Here is a 17,083-nt window from a genome sequence, read left to right on the forward strand (position 1 = left end):
CCGTCGCCGCACGCGCACCGGCGCGGCGACCTCCGGCGGGTGAACGAGGTCACGGCATAGACCCCGGCCCCGGTGGCGTTGGAACCACTCGGTCCACGTCCCCGACACCCCTGGAGGTCCACCCATGACCGACCCCACCGGCTCCTCGAGCACCGCACGCGAGTGGCGCCTGGCGTCCCGCCCGACCGGCTGGCCGACGCCCGAGAACTTCGAGCTCGCCGAGAGCGACGTCCCCGCGCTGGCCGACGGCCAGCTGCGCGTGCGCAACGTCGTCCTTTCCGTCGACCCGTACATGCGCGGCCGGATGAGCGCCGCCAAGTCGTACGCCGCCCCCTACGCGGTCGGTGAGGCGATGAACGGCGGCGCCGTCGGCGTCGTCGAGGAGTCGCGCGCCGACGGGTTCGCCGTCGGTGACCACGTCCTCCATGGCCTGGGCTGGCGCGAGGTCGCCGTCCTCGACGCCAAGGACGCGCGCGTCGTCGACACCTCTGCCGCACCGGCGTCCGCCTACCTCGGCATCCTCGGGATGACCGGCCTGACCGCCTACGCCGGCCTCAAGCGCGTCGCCGCCCTCACGGAGGGTGACGTCGTCTTCGTCTCCGGCGCCGCGGGTGCCGTCGGTGGTGCGGTCGGCCAGATCGCCAAGGCGATGGGCGCCTCGCGCGTCATCGGCTCGGCCGGCTCGCCCGAGAAGGTCCGCCACCTGACCGAGGACCTCGGCTTCGACGCCGCGTTCTCCTACCGCGACGGCCGCGTCGCCGACCACCTGCGCGAGCTCGCGCCGAACGGCATCGACGTCTACTTCGACAACGTGGGCGGCGAGCACCTCGAGGCCGCCATCGGCTCGCTCAACCTCGGCGGCCGCATCGCCGTCTGCGGGATGATCTCGGTCTACAACGACACCGAGCCGGCCCCGGGCCCGCGCAACCTCGCGCGCCTCATCCAGACCCGCGGCCGCATCGAGGGCTTCCTCGTCGGCGACCACTACGACCTCGCGGGCGAGTACTTCTCGACCGCCGCCGGGTGGCTGGCCGACGGCACGCTGTCGCAGCGCGAGACCTCGGTCGAGGGCTTCGAGAACGCCGTCGACGCCTTCCTCGGCGTCTTGCGCGGCGAGAACACCGGGAAGATGGTCGTCACACTCTGACCTCCGCCTGACCCACGACACGGCCGCGGGCCGGGGCGCCTCCGCTCAGCACCGGTCCGCGGCCGTCGGTGTCGCAAGGCCGGCGCAGGCGCGGATGACGGCCCAACGAGAAGTGGCAGGTTCGCGCCGATCCGTGGACTCTGGCCGCATCTGCGGTTAGGGTCCGTGCATGCACCTCTTCCGGATGCGCGAGGCGGCCGATCTCCTGGGGATCAGCGACGACACGCTGCGTCGCTGGGCCGACGCCGGGCGGCTCGAGACCGTCACCGACCCCGCGGGGCGGCGGGCCGTCGAGGGTCCCGTCCTCGCCCGGTTCGCCGAGGAGCTCGCGGCCGAGGGTGCGCACCTCGAGGTGGGAGAGGTCGCGGCCGCCTCGGTCCGCAACCGGTTCACCGGGCTGGTCACGCGCGTGCTCAAGGACGGCGTGATGGCGCAGGTCGAGATCCAGTCCGGGCCGCACCGCTTCGTCTCCCTGCTCAGCCGGGAGGCCGCCGACGAGCTCGGCCTCGAGCCGGGGGTGCTCGCGGTGGCCGCGATGAAGGCCACGAACGTGTCCGTCGAGATCCCGAGCAGCCGGTGAGCGTCGCCCGATGACCACCACCCGTCGTCCCCGAGGAGCCACCGTGCGCCGTGCCGTCATCACCTGCGTCGTCCTCGTCGCGGGGCTCGGCCTCGCAGGGTGCGGGTCGGGCCCCGCCGCGTCCACCACCGCGGGCGGCGCGTCGTCCGCGTCGGCGAGCAGCCAGGTGACGGGTGACATCACCGTGCTCGCCGCGGCGTCGCTCACCGAGTCCTTCACGACCATCGCGAAGCAGTTCGAGGCCGCGCACCCCGGGACGACGGTGACGCTCAGCTTCGGCGCGAGCTCGGCGCTCGCGACCCAGGTCACCTCGGGCGCGCCCGCCGACGTCTTCGCGTCGGCGAGCGCGAAGAACATGGACGCGGTGGTCTCGGCCGGCGCCGCCACTGACCCGAAGACGTTCGCGCAGAACGTGATGGAGATCGCCGTCCCGCCGTCGAACCCCGGCGGGGTGACGGGCGTCGAGTCGCTGGCCGGCTCGGGCGTGAAGACGGCGCTGTGCCAGGAGCAGGTGCCGTGCGGTGCCACCGCGGCCAAGGTCTTCGCCAACGCGGGCGTCACGGTGAAGCCGGTGACCCTCGAGCCCGACGTGAAGTCGGTGCTCAGCAAGGTCACGCTCGGCGAGGTGGATGCCGGGGTCGTCTACGTCACCGACGTCCGCGCCGCCGGCGACAAGGTCAAGGGCATCGCGATCCCGGCCGACGTCAACGCCTCCACGAGCTACCCGATCGCCGCGCTCGACGACGCCCCGAACGCCGCGACCGCGAAGGCGTTCGTCGACTACGTGCTCTCGGCGGAGGGGGCGAAGGTCCTCACGGCGGCCGGCTTCGAGCAGCCGTGAGCTCGCACGGCGACGGGACACGTCGCGGCCGGCCCGGTTCTGCCACAGCCCGTCCGGTCACCCTGGACGCACGTGAGCGGCAGCGGCGCGCGAGCACGGGCGGGGCGTCCCGTCGGCCGCCGGCACCCTTGCTCGTGCCGGCCATGGTCGGGGTCGCCTTCCTCGTCGTCCCCCTGCTGGGGCTGGTCGTGCGGGCGCCCTGGGGGGACGCCTGGCGCATCCTGCGGGAGTCGCAGGCGTCCGAGGCGCTGAGGCTCTCGCTGTGGACCTCGAGCGTCGCGACCGTCATCGCCCTCGTCGTCGGGGTGCCGCTCGCCTGGCTGCTCGCGCGCAGCAGCTTCCCGGGGCTGCGGCTCGTGCGGGCACTCGTCACGCTGCCGCTGGTGCTGCCTCCGGTCGTGGGTGGCGTGGCCCTGCTGCTCGCGTTCGGGCGCAACGGTTTTCTCGGTCGCTGGCTCGACGAGTGGTTCGGCCTGACGATCCCGTTCAGCCCGGTGGCGGTGGTCATGGCCGAGACGTTCGTCGCGATGCCGTTCCTCGTCGTCACCGTCGAGGGGGCGCTGCGGGCGGCGAACCAGGGCTACGAGCAGGCCGCGGCCACGCTCGGGGCCGGCCGGATGACCGTCTTCCGGCGGGTCACGCTGCCGATGGTGGCGCCGTCGCTCGCGGCCGGCGCGGTGCTCTGCTGGGCGCGGGCGCTCGGCGAGTTCGGGGCGACCATCACCTTCGCCGGCAGCTTCCCGGGGCGCACGCAGACGATGCCGATCGCCGTCTACTACGCCCTCGAGACCGACCCGGACGCCGCCATCCTCCTCAGCCTGGTCCTGCTGCTCGTGTCGGTCGCCATCCTCGTCGCGCTGCGCGACCGCTGGCTGCGCGGAGGCACGGTGTGAGCAGCCGTGGGCTGGACGCGCGGGTCGAGGTGCGCCGGGGCGGCTTCGTCCTCGACGCCGCGGTGCGCGCGGCGCCGGGGGAGGTGCTGGCCGTCCTCGGGCCCAACGGGTCCGGCAAGTCGACGCTGCTCGGCGCCGTCGCGGGGCTCGTGCCGCTGGCGGGTGGGAGCATCCGGCTCGACGACGTCGTGCTCGACGACGCGAGCACGGGGGCCTTCGTCGAGGCGGCGCACCGCCCGGTCGGCTTCGTCTTCCAGGACTACCGCCTCTTCCCGCACCTCTCGGTGCTCGACAACGTGGCGTTCTCGCCGCGGGTCCGCGGGCGCTCGCGGGCCGAGGCCCGGGCCGTCGCCGCGGGGTGGCTCGAGCGTCTCGGGCTCGCCGACCTCGCGCGTCGGCGGCCCCACCTGCTGTCGGGCGGGCAGGCGCAGCGCGTGGCGCTGGGGCGCGCGCTGGCCGGCTCGCCCGACCTCCTCCTCCTCGACGAGCCGCTGTCCGCCCTCGACGCCCGGACCCGGCTCGACGTGCAGGCCGAGCTGCGCACGCACCTCGCCGAGTTCGGCGGCCCGAGCCTGCTCGTCACCCACGACCCGCTCGAGGCGCTCGTGCTCGCCGACCGGCTCGTCGTCCTCGAGGGCGGTCGCGTCGTCCAGGAGGGCAGCCCCGCGGAGGTCGCGCGGCGTCCGGCGACGGAGTACGTCGCGCGCCTCGTCGGGCTCAACCTCTACGCCGGGACGGCGGATGCCGACGGGGTCGCGCTGGAGGGTGGGGGGCGGTTCGTCGTCCCCGATCACGGTGAGCGCGGCGAGGTGCTCGTGGCCCTGCGGCCCTCCGCCGTGACGGTCAGCGCGCAGCCACCGGGCCCCTCGAGCGCGCGCAACACGTGGGCGGCGACCATCTCGGGGCTGACCCTGCTCACCGACCGCGTGCGGCTCGACCTCGACGGCGAGCCGTCGTGCCTCGTCGACATCACGCCCGCGGCCGTGGCCGACCTCGGGCTGTCGGCCGGGCAGCGGGTCTGGCTGTCCGCCAAGGCCGTCGACCTCGAGGTCTACGCCCGCTGACGTGTGATCAGTCGGCGGGAGTGGGCCCCGTGGGATTCGAACCCACAACCTACGGATTAAAAGGTCACGGCACCCCGTGTCAGACAGGCTCATCCGGTCGCTCGACCTGCGCTTTCGAGCCCAGCCTACGTTGATGAGACGCCGTGACACAGCATGCAACTGCACCGCAACTGCACCTCTGGGTATCAGGTGTGGTTCGCTCAGACGAGCGACGGAAATGTCGATGTCGACGTCGAGCTCGTGCTCCCCGGTTTCACGGAGCGCCCCCCGGGTTACTTCGCGCACCGGCATAGAAGGGACCATCCGCGCGAGCTGCGCCGAGGTTGCGACTGACACCTGAACCTGCGCTACGCTAGGACCCATAGTTCCCCACCGTCCCTCGGGATTGGTGGGGTTTTTTCTTCTGACGAGGAGTGCCATGTCTCCAGTGCCCGCGCCTCCAGGACTGCGGGCCGCAGTCGTCATGGACTACCAGAACGTCCACTTGGTGGGGCACGAGGCCTTCCCAAGCGCACGACACGGCGATCGCCACGAGTGCCTCGTCGATCCCTGCTCTTCGCTCAGCAGCTGCTGAGTCAGCGCAACGCCAACCAGCGCCCGGGCTTCCCCGACGCCCAGCTGCGGGACTTGTGGGTCTATCGCGGTCTCCCCTCGAGCGAACACGATCCGGATGACAACGCTCGAAGCCTGGCCCAGAAGGTTCATTGGGAGCGCGACCCACGAGTTCATGTCAGTCTGCGCCCCCTGCGGTACAGGGTGGAACGGGACGCAACCGGACGTCCGCTGCGTGACATCCACGGGCGCATGACCGTGATCGAGAAGCGCGAGAAGGGGGTTGATGTGCTGTGCGCCTTGGCGACGGTCCGAGAGGCAGCTCGTGCAGATATCGACCTGGTCGTGTTGGCGTCGTCGGATAGCGATCTGGAGCCGGCCATCGACGAGGCGCGCGTGCTGGGGACGGCGAAAGTCGAGACATTCAGATGGGACTCACCTGATTCGTTCGTCTACCAACTGAGGGCCGGGGACAGGTCCAGGCCGGTGTGGTGCACTCGGCTCGACGAGAAGGCCTTCCAGGCGTGCTGGGATCGAACTCCCTACTGAGCGTCGTCGACGTGCCTATGGCTTGAGCGCGGCGAGGCGAGCGGGCGATTGGCACCCTCCGCTCGGTTCGGAGAGAGTCGCGGATTGGCAGGCAGGTACTTCAGGGTTGCCAGTGAGAGGCACCCGCCATCGGCGACGACCGCGGGTCTCGCATGGCCGGAAGCAGTTTCTGCGCCAGATGGTCGACCTGGGTCTCGATGTCGGCGAGTGGGCGTGTGATGTCGACTGCGTGGATGTGGATGGTGACGTCGGCGCCGAAGATGTCGTACGGGTCGGGTTGTGGGTCGCCGGCGGCGTAGATGAGATGGCCGGTGCGAAGGCCCAGCCGCGCGCAGTAGGTCACGAACTGGTAGGCGTCGGCGTTGGGAAAGCTGCCCTTGTCGTCCAGGAGCTTGTACTTGGTGTCGGCCACGGCGACGGGGCGGCCGTTGAGGCCGTACCACACGAGGTCGGGACGGATGGTGAGTCGCCCGAGGGTGTCTAGCGGCATGGTGTCCTGGCCGGCAAGCCCGTGCGTCCGTTCGCGCAGTAGTCGGGTGACCAGTGCCTCGAAGAGCCAGGCCATGTTGACGACGAAGCCGCGCGTGCTGGTATCGCCCTTGTCGTGCTCGACGCCGGCATGGGCCAGCGCGATGTCGGCGAGATGGAGCAGCCGGTGCAGACGTACGTTGAGCCGCGTGGGCACCCACGCACGCCACCGGGTGCCCGCCGGCGGCACTCGGGCATCACCCAGCATGCGGTCCAGGCGCAGCAGCCCCTGCCGGGCCGCGGCCGGGACACCGGGCTGGGCGAGGAGGACCTGGGTGGCCGCACGAAGACGACGGTTGTCATCGGTGTCGAGGGTCCACTCGTCGACGGTGACCTCGAGCGGAGCCGGGAGGCCGTACCGGCGCAGGTACTGCTCGCGCATCCGCAGCCGGCCGCGCAGCCCGGGGAGAGTCTGGTCCTCGGCTCGGTAGCCGCGCAGAGGTCCTGCGGCCATCGCGGTCGCCGCCTCGAGCGAGAACAACATCGCGGGCACTGCGGAGAGGTCCGCGGCAGTGCCGACGTCGACGTACTCGGCGTCGATCTTCAGGCCCGAGACGCCGTGGGCGCGGGCCAGCAGCGTGAGCACCCGGACCAGGCCCATCTTCGGCGTGACACGTACGGTGAGGTCAGCGCGGTGCACGGAGGCCACGGCGAACTGGGCTGCGACGGACCACCCACCCAGGTCCGGCTGGACGGTGACCAGGCCGCTACGGTTCAGCGCGGCCGCCTCCGCCCGGGTCAGGTCGACGCCGCTGAGCCGCTGCCCTTCCTTGAGGGAGCCGAGGTCAGCCCGGCTCACCGACGTGCCCGCCGTCCATCGCCTGCTCCGCACTGGGCTGTTCGCTGCCTTGGGCGCGACTTGGCGACTCCACTGCCTGCTCTGACGCGGAAAGTACGTCCGCGTCGGTCTCGCGATCACCACTGGCCGGCGCCGGCTGGTGTGCGGGCGACTCGTCAGGCTCATCGCTCGACTCGGATGCGGCGTCCTTGAGGCCGAGCTCGGTGACCCAGGTCGAGAACGGGTACCAGGCGTCGACGTGCTCGTGGTCGCCGTAGTGGTGCTCGACGAGCATCGGTCGCAGCTGCCGGCGCCACAGTCGGTCCAGCCCGCCCGCCTGGTCCAGGCCGGGATCCATGAAGTATGAAGGCCCGAACGCGAGTGAGGAGTCCAGCCCGCGCTTGCGCATCTCGGCGTTGATGCGGTCTCGCAGCCACGCCAGCCCATCCGGACGACCGGTGGCGCCGCACCAGCGGGCGAGGACACCTGTCAGCGCGAGTTCGGTCCCGGTGTCCATGGACAGGAACTCGAAGCGCCGGCGCATCGCGGCGTCGAGAAGGGCGAGGGACCGGTCAGCGGTGTTCATCGTGCCGATGATGAACAGGTTGGCGGGCAACTCGAACGGGTCGTCAGGGGTGTACAGCAGCCGCAGCTGCTTCTCGCGGTACTCCAAGAGGAAGTAGAGCTCGCCGAAGACTTTGGTGATGTTGGCTCGGTTGATCTCGTCGATGACGAGGACGAACGGCTTGCCGGGTGCCTCGGCAGCCTCCTCCGCGAGGCGCTTCAGTGGGCCTGGCTGCACGACGAGTGTGGCTCCGTTGCCGTCGCTGGACTTGCTCGGGCGGAAGCCCTCGACGAAGTCCTCGTAGCTGTAGGTCGGGTGGAACTGCACCACCGTCGACTGTCCCTCCGTGACACCACAGGCCTCGAGGAGGTGGTTGACGAGGAACGTCTTCCCCGTTCCCGGCGGGCCCTCGAGGACGATCTGCTTCTTCGCGTTGAGGCTCAGGAGCAGCTCGTCGAGCCAGCTGCTGTCGGCGTGGTGCAGCTTTGCCGCGAGGGCGGCGGTGTCGCAGGAGAGCACCGCCGCGGCGGCCGGCGGGACGGGTGCCTCGTCGCTCTCGACGGGTACTTCAGCATGGTCGTCGATGTCGTCGGGCTCGATCGGTGAGATGTCCTCGTCGACCTGGGTGATGGCCTCCAGCGCAGCGCCGATCTCGGTGAGGTCGACGACGTCCTCGCCCTTGAACCGGACCCTGCTGCGCACCTGGCTCGGCAGCTCCTTGATGTCGGGGGAGGCCTCGCCGAACCACGCGACGGGACGCACGATCAGGCTGGACCCGCCGACGGACTGCAGGGTGGGATCGCCGTCCTGCAGCCGTCCCAGCCGCAGCGTGCCGCCGTCGACCGTGCAGACCAGGTCTCCGGGACGCATCCCGAGTACGAAGGTCAGCACGTCGCGCTTCTTGACCTCGCGCTTGACGACCTGGAGGTCGGAGTACCGGTCCTCGACCAGGCTGCTCAGCGCGTCCTGGGTGACGGGGGAGGGCAGCTGGGTGAGCCGGCCGACGGTCAGGGTGACCCGGCCCTGTGCGACCCACGTCGGGACGCGGTTCTGCTGGTCGAGCTCGCCGCGGACCAGCCAGGCCTGGCCCACCTCGGGGTCCTGGCTCCACTGCTGCAGCAGCGGCGCCGCCTCGTAGCGCACCGGCGCCCCGCCGCCCTCGCGCTGCAGGGTGAGGGTGATGTCCCGCAGATCGCGCTCCACGTCGCCGGTCGGCTCGGTCAGATGCTCGGCGAAGACCTCGACGATCCGGGCGCGGTCCGCCGCACGGAGCACTGTCGTGAACGACGACGGCTGCGCCACGAGGCAGAGCAGGGAGGCGACGCGGTCGTCGACGCCGGGGACGCGCGAGACCCGGTCGCGGAAGGTCCACGGGTTGCCCCAGGCCGCTTCGCGCTCCTCGGGGGTCAGCTGCCACCAGGAGTCGAGGACCCGGACGAACGACTGGAGCATCAGCAGCGGAGTCGCGATGAGCGTGCTTCCGCCGCGTACGAATCCGTGCTCCAGGTCGGCCGACATCTGCGTCGGGCCACCGGTAGTACGGCGCTCTCGCGATCTTCAGCACCCGGCACGTCACCGTCACGGGGATCCCGTCGACGGCCAGCTCACGGACGAGCGGGTACATCATTTTGGGCCGATGTTCGCCTGGGACAGGTAGGCGGCCGCCCGGCGCAGCACCTCCACCTCCTGCTCCAACAGCCGGTTGCGCCGCTTGAGCTCGCGCAGCTCGGCCAGCTCCTCACGGCCCGGCCCGGATCGGACACCGGCGTCGCGGTCGGCCTGGGTCATCCAGTTCGTCAGGCAGGACTCGGAGATCCCGAAGTCCTTGGCGACCTGCTTGAGGGTGACCCCGTCCTCGCGGGCACGGGCCACCCGCACGACGTCGTCACGGAACTCCTGGGGATAGGGCTTGGGCACGGCGACATCCTTCCAGCGGCACCTCTCGGCACCACAGATCGGTTGTCACCTATCCGTCGGCGCTTCGCAAGTACGCCTTCCCGGTGATCTTGTTCTCGCTGATCCTGAATGCGAACGGTGTGGACTTCACGTCGAGGCTGTTCACGATTTCGCGTGCCTGCGGGTCATACAGGACGGAGGAGTCAACCGTTGCAAATAGATTCCGTAGCCGTTCCAAACCCTCAGGGGTGCCGCCACTGACCAGGAAAATGGTTCGGTCAAGGCCTTGGCACCGCGAAACAATCTCGCTGGCGCGTTCAGTGCAAGGTACGCAGCTCGTCGACAGGAAGACTGCGACAAGGACCCCCTGGTTGGGGCCGATGCCGCCCTCGTATAGGAGGTCCAGCGTGCTCTCTGGCACCTGGCTCCCTACGGCCGGTCCGTCGGTGTCAACGTCGAACGACTCCCCAGAACTCATGCCACCCGCTTCAACGGCCAGCTGGAGAGCTCCTACGTGCCGAATAAGCGCAGCCAGCAATACGGTTAGGCCAACGAGCAAAACCACGGCCAGCGTGCCGAGTAGATATGTCCAGGTCACCGATCATCCCCCCTTTCGCGCCCCGAGCTCCATGCTGATCCACATCCAGTCGACGCGCTCGCCGAAGTCGCGAACAAGACTGCGCACGCGAAAGGCCAACCGAATCGTGTATGGCAGAAAGACAATGGTCAGAGCCATTCCGATGGCACTGAGTTGCGATTCTGCAGTAATGGTTCGTGTTCCATTCCACGCCACGTTCGCCCAAGCGAGGAGCGAGGCCACGAACAGTGCACCAGCGCGAACTGCGCTCAGCTTGGAAACCGGTTCCTTGCCCAGACAACTGCAGTCAAACGACTCGCCGCGCCTAAGGACCCCTACCGTGAGCACAGTGAAAAGGAGCGAAAGTGCGGTGCTCACGCCCAGTGCGACAAGTGCTAGGCCGCGGACGGGCATCAACAGAATGGCCGCCAAGGAGAGCTCGCCCAAGGCAATTGTTAAGCCCACGGCTTTGGTCGGTCTTACTGGGACGCGGAAGTTGGCCGCCGAGGTGGCGGCGGCCAACGGTTGACGCATTTTGTAGGTACCTGAAACCAGGTACACGAATGCCAATGTCGCTTGGAGGATTTGCGATGTCTGATCCCCGAGCATCCCATCCACCATCCGTAGGAATACGGCGTAGATGGAGTCAAACCCGCTCATGTCACGCCGTCGCAGGGATCAGGAGGTAACGCTGTCCGTTTCTGGGATCAGTCCAGCCCGACCCCGCGAGCACGTCTCCCGGGCCGATTCCGCGAAGAAGGCCGTGGAGGCGATCGCGAGACGCCGGCGTCTCGTCGGGAAGCTGGCCTCTCTGCAAGTCGATAGTGCCCTGCTCCGTGAAGGCCCTCGAGCCATCATCGCTGAGGCGCGTAACGCGGACGACGATGTCTCGGAAGATGCTACCCACGGAGGTTGCTTCACCGGATGCGGCGCCGACGACGAGGCCGAGCACGACCGGCAGCAGCCGCAGCCCGGTGGCCATCGGGGGGTGCCCACGCACCAGCTGCAGGTACATCGGGATGACGAACAGCAGCGCGAACAGTGCGACCCCGGCGAGGGCGGCGGCTCCGCTTCCCGCGGCGAACGAACGGTGCCGGAACAGGGCACCGTCGATGAGGGGATGATCGGTTCGCCGCTCCCATGCCACCAGGGCGGCCAGCAGTGCCAGGCCCGCGCCCAGGGTGGTCAGCACGGCGGGTGACCCCCAGCCGCGCAGCGGCGTTTCGATGACCGCGTAGGTGAACCCCGCCAGCTCGGCCACCCCCAGGGCGGCTCCGGTGAAGTCGGCCCGTGGCGGGGCGGGGTCAGCCGATTCCGGCACGAGGACGCCGACGGCGGCCAGCGCCGCGATGGCGATGGGCACATTGATGAGGAAAACCGACCCCCACCAGTATCTTTCGAGTAGCCAGCCGCCGACCACAGGGCCCAGCGGGACGCCCAAGCCTGTTGCCGCGACCAGAACGGCCACCGCGCGGCTGCGTTCCTGCGGAGAAGAAAACAGCACGGCCAGGGTGGCCAGGGTCATCGGCAGCACCATCGCCATGCCGACGCCCATGACCGCCCGCGCGGCGATGACCATGCCCGCGCCACCGGCCCACGCGGCCAGGACCGACCCGACCGTGAACAAGGCGAGCCCTCCCAGCAGGACCCGGCGCCGCCCCCACCGATCGCCGGCGGCACCTACCGGCAAGATGAGGCAGGCGAACACCAGAACGTACGCGTTGACCATCCACCGCAACGCGGACATGCCGGCACCCAATTGCGACCCGATGGTTGGTAAGGCCACGTTCAGGATGGTGATGTCGAACCCGCCGGTCAACGTGGCCAGCACCAGTGCCGCCACCGCCCACCATGCACCCCGACTGCGAGCTGCCATGACACCTCCCCTTGGCGCGCGAGTCAGCTTTTGCGAATCACACCCGGTTTGACGAGCCGCGCACTCTTGACGCTATCATCGGACTATGGCGATGACAACGAAAACGGCTGAACCAGACCATCGGGCCGAGCTTGGCGGGGCGGCCGCCCTGTTCCACGGCCTGGCCGACCCGACCCGCCTCGCGGTGGTCCGCCGTCTCGCGGACGGCGAGGCCCGCATCGTGGACTTGACTGCCCAGCTCGGGCTGGCGCAGTCCACCGTGTCCGCCCACGTGGCGTGCCTGCGCGACTGCGGCCTGGTGCAGGGCCGCCCCGAGGCGCGGCAGATGTTCTACTCCCTGACGCGCCCCGAGCTGCTTGACCTTCTGCTGGCGGCCGAGGCCCTGCTCGCCGCGACCGGGTCAAAGGTCAGCCTGTGCCGGAGGTACGGCACGGACGCAATGGGCGACGCGCGGGCGGAGGCAGCCGGTGAGTGACGCCTGCGGCTGCGACGAGCCCACCACCGAAGGCGCCGAGGAGAACGAGCAGGAGGCCGAACGGCTCGTCGACGTCAGCGAGCTGCGCGCCGCCGCCGTAGCCGGCGTGCTGCTGCTGGCCGGGTACGCCACCGGCTGGGCCGGTGGACCGGACCTACTCGGCCAGGTGCTGCTGTGGGCGGCGCTGCTGGTCGGCGCGTCCACGTTCGTGCCGTCGACGCTGCGGCGCCTGGCAAAGCGCAAGATCGGGGTCGGCACCCTGATGACGATCGCCGCCGTCGGCGCGGTCCTTCTCGGGGAGGTCGGTGAGGCCGCGATGCTGGCGTTCCTGTACTCGATCAGCGAGGGCCTGGAGGAGTACTCCCTGGCCCGCACGCGCCGCGGGCTGCGCGCGCTGCTGTCGCTGGTGCCGGACCAGGCAACCGTGCTCCGCGACGGTGCACAGGTGGTCGTGGCGCCGGCGGATCTGCGCGTCGGTGACCTGATGCTGGTCCGGCCCGGTGAGCGGGTCGCGACCGACGGGGTGATCCGGGCCGGACGGACCTCCCTGGACGTCTCGGCGATCACCGGTGAGTCCGTGCCCGTGGAGGCCGGTCCCGGACAGGACGTGTTTGCCGGGTCCATCAACGGCACGGGGGCCTTGGAGGTCGAGGTGACCACGACCGCGGCTGACAACTCCCTGGCCCGGATTGTGCGCATCGTCGAAGCCGAGCAGTCCCGCAAGGGCACAAGCCAGCGCCTCGCGGACCGCATCGCCAAACCGCTGGTGCCCGGCGTGCTGGTCGTGGCTGCCCTCATCGCGGTCGTCGGCAGCCTACTGGGCGACCCGGCCACCTGGATCGAACGCGCCCTGGTCGTCCTGGTCGCCGCGTCCCCGTGCGCGCTGGCCATCTCGGTCCCCGTCACCGTCGTCGCCGCGGTCGGTGCTGCCAGCCGCCTGGGCGTCCTGGTCAAGGGCGGCGCCGCGCTGGAGGCGCTCGGCGCGGTCCGCGTCATCGCCCTGGACAAGACCGGCACCCTGACCGCGAACCGGCCCCAGGTCGTCGAGGTCGCCACCACCGGCGACGCCACCCGGGACGAGGTCCTCGCCGTCGCGGCGGCGCTCGAGGCCCGCAGCGAGCACCCGCTCGCCCGGGCAATCTTGGCCGCGGTCACAACCGTCGGTGACGCCCAAGACGTGCAGGCGGTCACCGGGGCCGGGCTGACCGGCACCATTGACGGGCGGCCGGCACGGCTGGGCCGCCCCGGCTGGCTCGAGCCTGGCCCGCTCGCCGCAGACATCGCGCGAATGCAGACCGGGGGCGCGACCGCCGTCCTGGTCGAACACGCCGGCACCGTCATCGGCGCCATCGCGGTGCGCGACGAGCTGCGCCCCGAGGCGGCCGAGGTGGTCGCCGGGCTGCGCCGCTCCGGGTACGAGGTCGCGATGCTGACCGGTGACAACCACGCCACCGCGTCCGCCCTCGCCGCCCAGGCGGGCATCGAGCAGGTGCACGCCGAACTGCGCCCCGAGGACAAGGCGGCCATCGTAGCCCAGCTGCGGCAGCAGCGGCCGACCGCGATGGTCGGCGACGGCGTCAACGACGCGCCCGCCCTGGCGACCGCTGACCTGGGCATCGCCATGGGTGCGATGGGCACCGACGTGGCCATCGAGACCGCGGATGTTGCCCTGATGGGTGAGGACCTACGGCACCTGCCGCAGGCGCTGGACCACGCCCGCCGGGCCCGGCGCATCATGCTGCAGAACGTCGGCCTGTCCCTGGTCATCATCACAGCACTGATGCCGCTGGCCCTGTTCGGTGTCCTCGGGCTGGCCGCGGTCGTACTGGTCCATGAGGTCGTGGAGGTCGCCATCATCGGCAACGGCGTGCGCGCCGGCCGCGCCAAGACTCTGCCGCTGACGGCTGTGCCGGCTGCGGTGCATGCGCCCGCCGTCGTGGGCGCCCGGTGAGCGTCACAGAGACCGCCCCCGAGACCGCCACCGTCCGGCGGCAGGGGCGGCGCCCCGCCGCCCGCCGGGCTGTAGTGCTGGCCGTCGCGGCCGCGGTCGCGGCTGTGGACCTGAGCCTGAAGTCGTGGGCGCAGACCGGCCTGCCCGCGGGCGGCTTTGAGGCCGGACCGGTCGACCTGCGGCTGGCGTACAACCCGGGCGTAGCGTTCTCCCTGGCTGCCGGGGCGCCGGCCGCCGCCGTCATCGCCGGCACAGCGCTGGTCACTGTGGGTGTGGCCGCGCTGGTGTGGGTGGGTGCGCCGACCGCGACTCGGCTGCGGCTGGCCGCGTTCGCGGCGCTGCTCGGCGGCGCGGTCGCGAACCTGACCGACCGGGCCGGCGACGGAGTCGTGACCGACTACCTGCACAGCGGGTGGTGGCCCACGTTCAACCTTGCCGACACGGCCATCGTGACCGGCGCCATCCTGCTTGTCCTGTCGTCCATGGGTGCCTCCCGCACGGCGGGCAAACACGAGGCGGGGCGATGAGCTCGGCCACCACCCCCGGCGCCACGCCCGGCACAGTGGCGCGTCGGAGCGGCTTGCGCATCGCGGCCGGGCTGGGCCTGCCGCTGTTGGCCGCCCTTCCGGGACTGTGGCTGCGCCTGGGCGGTGCGAGCGTCCCGCCAGCGGTCGCCGCCGCCCTTTTCGCCGCCGCGGTCGTCGGAGCCGCGTTCCTGCTGACCTGGGGCACCGAGCTCGCTGAGATCGACATCGGCCAAGGTTTGGCCCTGGCGCTGCTCGCGCTCATCGCGGTCCTGCCCGAGTACGCGGTCGACGTCGTATTCGCCTGGCTGGCCGGGCAGGACCCGGACCGGTACGCGCCGCTGGCCCTGGCCAACATGACCGGCGCGAATCGGCTGCTCATCGGGGTTGGCTGGTCCGTGGTGGCGCTGGCCGCCCTTGCCGCTGCCCGCCGGGCACGACGCACTGCAACCGGCGCAGGCGGTTCCGCTGACACGCAGGGCGAGCCCACCGACGGTCACGCCGTGCAGCTACACAGGGTTCAGGTGGTCGAGCTGGCCTACTTAGCAGTGGCCAGCGCGTACGCGCTGACGTTGCCGCTGCGCTCCACCCTGACCATCGTCGACGCGGTCATCCTGTTCGCCATCTTCGGTGCGTACCTGTGGCGGGTGCGGGCGGTGGAGCACGAGCCGGACTCCGCCACCGGCGACGGTGACAGCGACCCGCAGAAGGTCGACGATGACACCGGGCACCAGGAGGAGGGCGGGGAGGAGGGCGAGGAGGAGTCGGAGCTGTTCGGTCCGGCGGCTGCGGTCGCGCAGATGCCGGCTCGGACCCGGCGCCTCATCACCGTCGGCATGCTGGCCGCCGCCGCCGCGGTCATCCTGGCGGTGGCCGAGCCGTTCGCGCAGAGTCTGGTCGCGACCGGTGAGCAGCTGCACGTCAGCCAGTTCCTGCTGGTGCAGTGGGTCGCGCCGCTGGCGTCGGAGACACCGGAGTTCATTGCGGTGCTGCTGCTCGCGCTCAAGTTGCAGTCCGCGGCAGCGCTCGGCGCGTTGATCTCCTCCAAGATCAACCAGTGGACGCTGCTGGTGGGCATCCTGCCGATTGTGTTCGCCGTTTCTGCCGGGTCGCTGGCCGGGCTGCCGATCGACCCGGTGCAACGCGAGGAGCTGCTGCTGACGGCGGCCCAGTCCGTGTTCGCGGTCGCCCTGGTTGTCACCGGCCGCCTGACCCGGACCGGGGCGTGGTCGTTGCTGGGCCTGTTCACCGCACAGTTCGTGGCGGCGTGGACAGCGCCGACCGACCTCGCCGGGACGGTCCGGCTGAGCATCGCCGCGGTGTACCTCGTTCTGGGTGTGGGTCTACTGGTGCTGCGCCGCCGTCACCTGATGCGAGTCCTTCGAACCGGGCTGCGCCCACCGCGCAGTGCAGCGAAGACCGACCGGTCCGGGAACCGTGCCGGCGGTGCAGGATGAGCTGGCTGGCCGCCGTTGTCCTGGGAGTGGTGCAGGGGCTTACCGAGTTCCTCCCCATCTCCTCCACGGCGCACCTGCGGGTCGTGGCAGCCCTGGCCGGGTGGCCCGACCCCGGGGCCGCCTTCACCGCCGTCACCCAGCTCGGCACCGAGTCCGCGGTGCTGCTGTACTTCCGCCGCGACATCGCCGGCATCCTGCGCGCCTGGACGCGGTCGCTGCGGACCCCGGCGCTGCGGGCGCGCCCTCAGGCCCGGCTCGGTTGGTACGTCATCGTCGGGACGGTGCCGATCGCGGTGCTCGGGTTCGCGTTCCAGGACCAGATCGAGACTGCGCTGCGGGACCTGCGCCTGGTCGCGGCCACCCTCATCGTGTTCGGTGTGGTGCTCGGCGTCGCGGACCGGATGGCGGCCAACCGGCGGCCGCTGGAGGCCCTGACGGCGAGGCACGCGGTCCTGTTCGGGTTCGCCCAGGCGATGGCCTTGGTGCCCGGGGTTTCCCGCTCGGGCGGCACCATCAGCGCCGGCCTGCTGCTGGGCTACACCCGCCAAGCAGCGGCCAGGTACGCGTTCCTGCTCGCCATTCCTGCCGTGCTGGCCTCCGGTGGGCTGGAGCTGACGAAGATCGGGCAGGGTCCCACCCCCGCCTGGGGGCCGACCCTGTTGGCCACCGTGGTCGCGTTCGGTGTCGGGTACGCGGTCATTGCCTGGTTCCTGCGCTACATCGCCACCCACCGGTTCACCCCGTTCGTGGCGTACCGCATCGTTGCCGGGGTGGGGCTGCTCGCCCTCATCGGCACCGGTGTCCTTACCCCCGCCAGCTGACCGGCCATG

Annotated in this window: 17 protein-coding genes; 11 read left to right on the plus strand and 6 right to left on the minus strand. The window is 70.8% G+C overall.

Annotated features, from left to right (window positions below):
- The first annotated feature begins 124 nt into the window (after positions 1-124).
- The 6 genes from LG324_RS04240 (at position 125) to LG324_RS04265 (ending at position 5,626) form a co-directional block, all read left to right on the plus strand.
- Positions 125-1,147, plus strand: coding sequence for an NADP-dependent oxidoreductase (locus tag LG324_RS04240; protein ID WP_404352099.1), 1,023 nt, complete (start codon positions 125-127; stop codon positions 1,145-1,147).
- A 169-nt stretch (positions 1,148-1,316) separates the two neighbouring features.
- Positions 1,317-1,727, plus strand: a complete 411-nt coding sequence (locus tag LG324_RS04245; protein ID WP_404352102.1) for a molybdopterin-binding protein — start codon at positions 1,317-1,319, stop codon at positions 1,725-1,727.
- Positions 1,728-1,737: 10 nt separating this feature from the next.
- Positions 1,738-2,568: a molybdate ABC transporter substrate-binding protein gene (gene modA, locus LG324_RS04250; protein ID WP_404352105.1), complete on the plus strand. Its 831-nt coding sequence runs from the start codon at positions 1,738-1,740 to the stop codon at positions 2,566-2,568.
- A 143-nt stretch (positions 2,569-2,711) separates the two neighbouring features.
- Positions 2,712-3,461, plus strand: a complete 750-nt coding sequence (locus LG324_RS04255; RefSeq protein WP_207025041.1) for an ABC transporter permease — start codon at positions 2,712-2,714, stop codon at positions 3,459-3,461.
- Positions 3,458-4,525, plus strand: a complete 1,068-nt coding sequence (locus LG324_RS04260) for an ABC transporter ATP-binding protein (RefSeq protein WP_404352107.1) — start codon at positions 3,458-3,460, stop codon at positions 4,523-4,525. The genes LG324_RS04255 and LG324_RS04260 overlap by 4 nt, the downstream gene beginning before the upstream one ends.
- Positions 4,526-5,329: 804 nt before the next feature.
- Positions 5,330-5,626 (plus strand): hypothetical protein, encoded by a 297-nt coding sequence (locus LG324_RS04265; RefSeq protein WP_404352109.1) that lies wholly within the window; start codon positions 5,330-5,332, stop codon positions 5,624-5,626.
- Positions 5,627-5,726: 100 nt separating this feature from the next.
- On the opposite strand, the gene LG324_RS04270 is transcribed toward LG324_RS04265, so the two are convergent.
- The 6 genes from LG324_RS04270 to LG324_RS04295 form a co-directional block, all read right to left on the minus strand.
- On the minus strand, positions 5,727-6,953 hold the full coding sequence (locus LG324_RS04270; RefSeq protein WP_404352111.1) for an McrC family protein: 1,227 nt from the start codon (positions 6,951-6,953) through the stop codon (positions 5,727-5,729).
- Positions 6,940-8,949 (minus strand): McrB family protein, encoded by a 2,010-nt coding sequence (locus LG324_RS04275; protein ID WP_404352113.1) that lies wholly within the window; start codon positions 8,947-8,949, stop codon positions 6,940-6,942. The genes LG324_RS04270 and LG324_RS04275 overlap by 14 nt, the downstream gene beginning before the upstream one ends.
- 171 nt (positions 8,950-9,120) lie before the next feature.
- The gene (locus tag LG324_RS04280) at positions 9,121-9,414 is read right to left on the minus strand and encodes a transposase (RefSeq protein WP_404352115.1); all 294 of its coding nucleotides are present in this window, start codon (positions 9,412-9,414) and stop codon (positions 9,121-9,123) included.
- A gap of 49 nt (positions 9,415-9,463) precedes the next feature.
- On the minus strand, positions 9,464-9,991 hold the full coding sequence (locus LG324_RS04285; protein ID WP_404352117.1) for a hypothetical protein: 528 nt from the start codon (positions 9,989-9,991) through the stop codon (positions 9,464-9,466).
- A gap of 3 nt (positions 9,992-9,994) precedes the next feature.
- Positions 9,995-10,630: a MauE/DoxX family redox-associated membrane protein gene (locus tag LG324_RS04290; RefSeq protein ID WP_404352119.1), complete on the minus strand. Its 636-nt coding sequence runs from the start codon at positions 10,628-10,630 to the stop codon at positions 9,995-9,997.
- A 1-nt stretch (position 10,631) separates the two neighbouring features.
- Positions 10,632-11,813 (minus strand): MFS transporter, encoded by a 1,182-nt coding sequence (locus tag LG324_RS04295; RefSeq protein WP_404352121.1) that lies wholly within the window; start codon positions 11,811-11,813, stop codon positions 10,632-10,634.
- A 124-nt stretch (positions 11,814-11,937) separates the two neighbouring features.
- Here LG324_RS04295 and LG324_RS04300 point away from each other — a divergent pair, with 124 nt between their 5' ends.
- From LG324_RS04300 to LG324_RS04320, 5 genes are read left to right on the plus strand one after another with little or no spacing between them, the layout of a single operon-like run.
- Positions 11,938-12,321 carry an ArsR/SmtB family transcription factor gene (locus LG324_RS04300; RefSeq protein ID WP_404353122.1) on the plus strand — a complete coding sequence of 128 codons (384 nt, stop codon included), beginning with the start codon at positions 11,938-11,940 and terminating at the stop codon, positions 12,319-12,321.
- On the plus strand, positions 12,314-14,272 hold the full coding sequence (locus tag LG324_RS04305) for a heavy metal translocating P-type ATPase (RefSeq protein WP_404352123.1): 1,959 nt from the start codon (positions 12,314-12,316) through the stop codon (positions 14,270-14,272). Before LG324_RS04300 ends, LG324_RS04305 begins: the two co-directional genes overlap by 8 nt.
- The gene (locus LG324_RS04310; protein ID WP_404352125.1) at positions 14,269-14,799 is read left to right on the plus strand and encodes a signal peptidase II; all 531 of its coding nucleotides are present in this window, start codon (positions 14,269-14,271) and stop codon (positions 14,797-14,799) included. The genes LG324_RS04305 and LG324_RS04310 overlap by 4 nt, the downstream gene beginning before the upstream one ends.
- Positions 14,796-16,253: a sodium/calcium exchanger protein gene (locus LG324_RS04315; RefSeq protein WP_404352127.1), complete on the plus strand. Its 1,458-nt coding sequence runs from the start codon at positions 14,796-14,798 to the stop codon at positions 16,251-16,253. The genes LG324_RS04310 and LG324_RS04315 overlap by 4 nt, the downstream gene beginning before the upstream one ends.
- On the plus strand, positions 16,250-17,074 hold the full coding sequence (locus LG324_RS04320) for an undecaprenyl-diphosphate phosphatase (RefSeq protein ID WP_404352129.1): 825 nt from the start codon (positions 16,250-16,252) through the stop codon (positions 17,072-17,074). Before LG324_RS04315 ends, LG324_RS04320 begins: the two co-directional genes overlap by 4 nt.
- Positions 17,075-17,083: the final 9 nt, after the last annotated feature.

Source organism: Phycicoccus jejuensis, assembly GCF_044797865.1.
Classification (GTDB): domain Bacteria; phylum Actinomycetota; class Actinomycetes; order Actinomycetales; family Dermatophilaceae; genus Phycicoccus; species Phycicoccus jejuensis.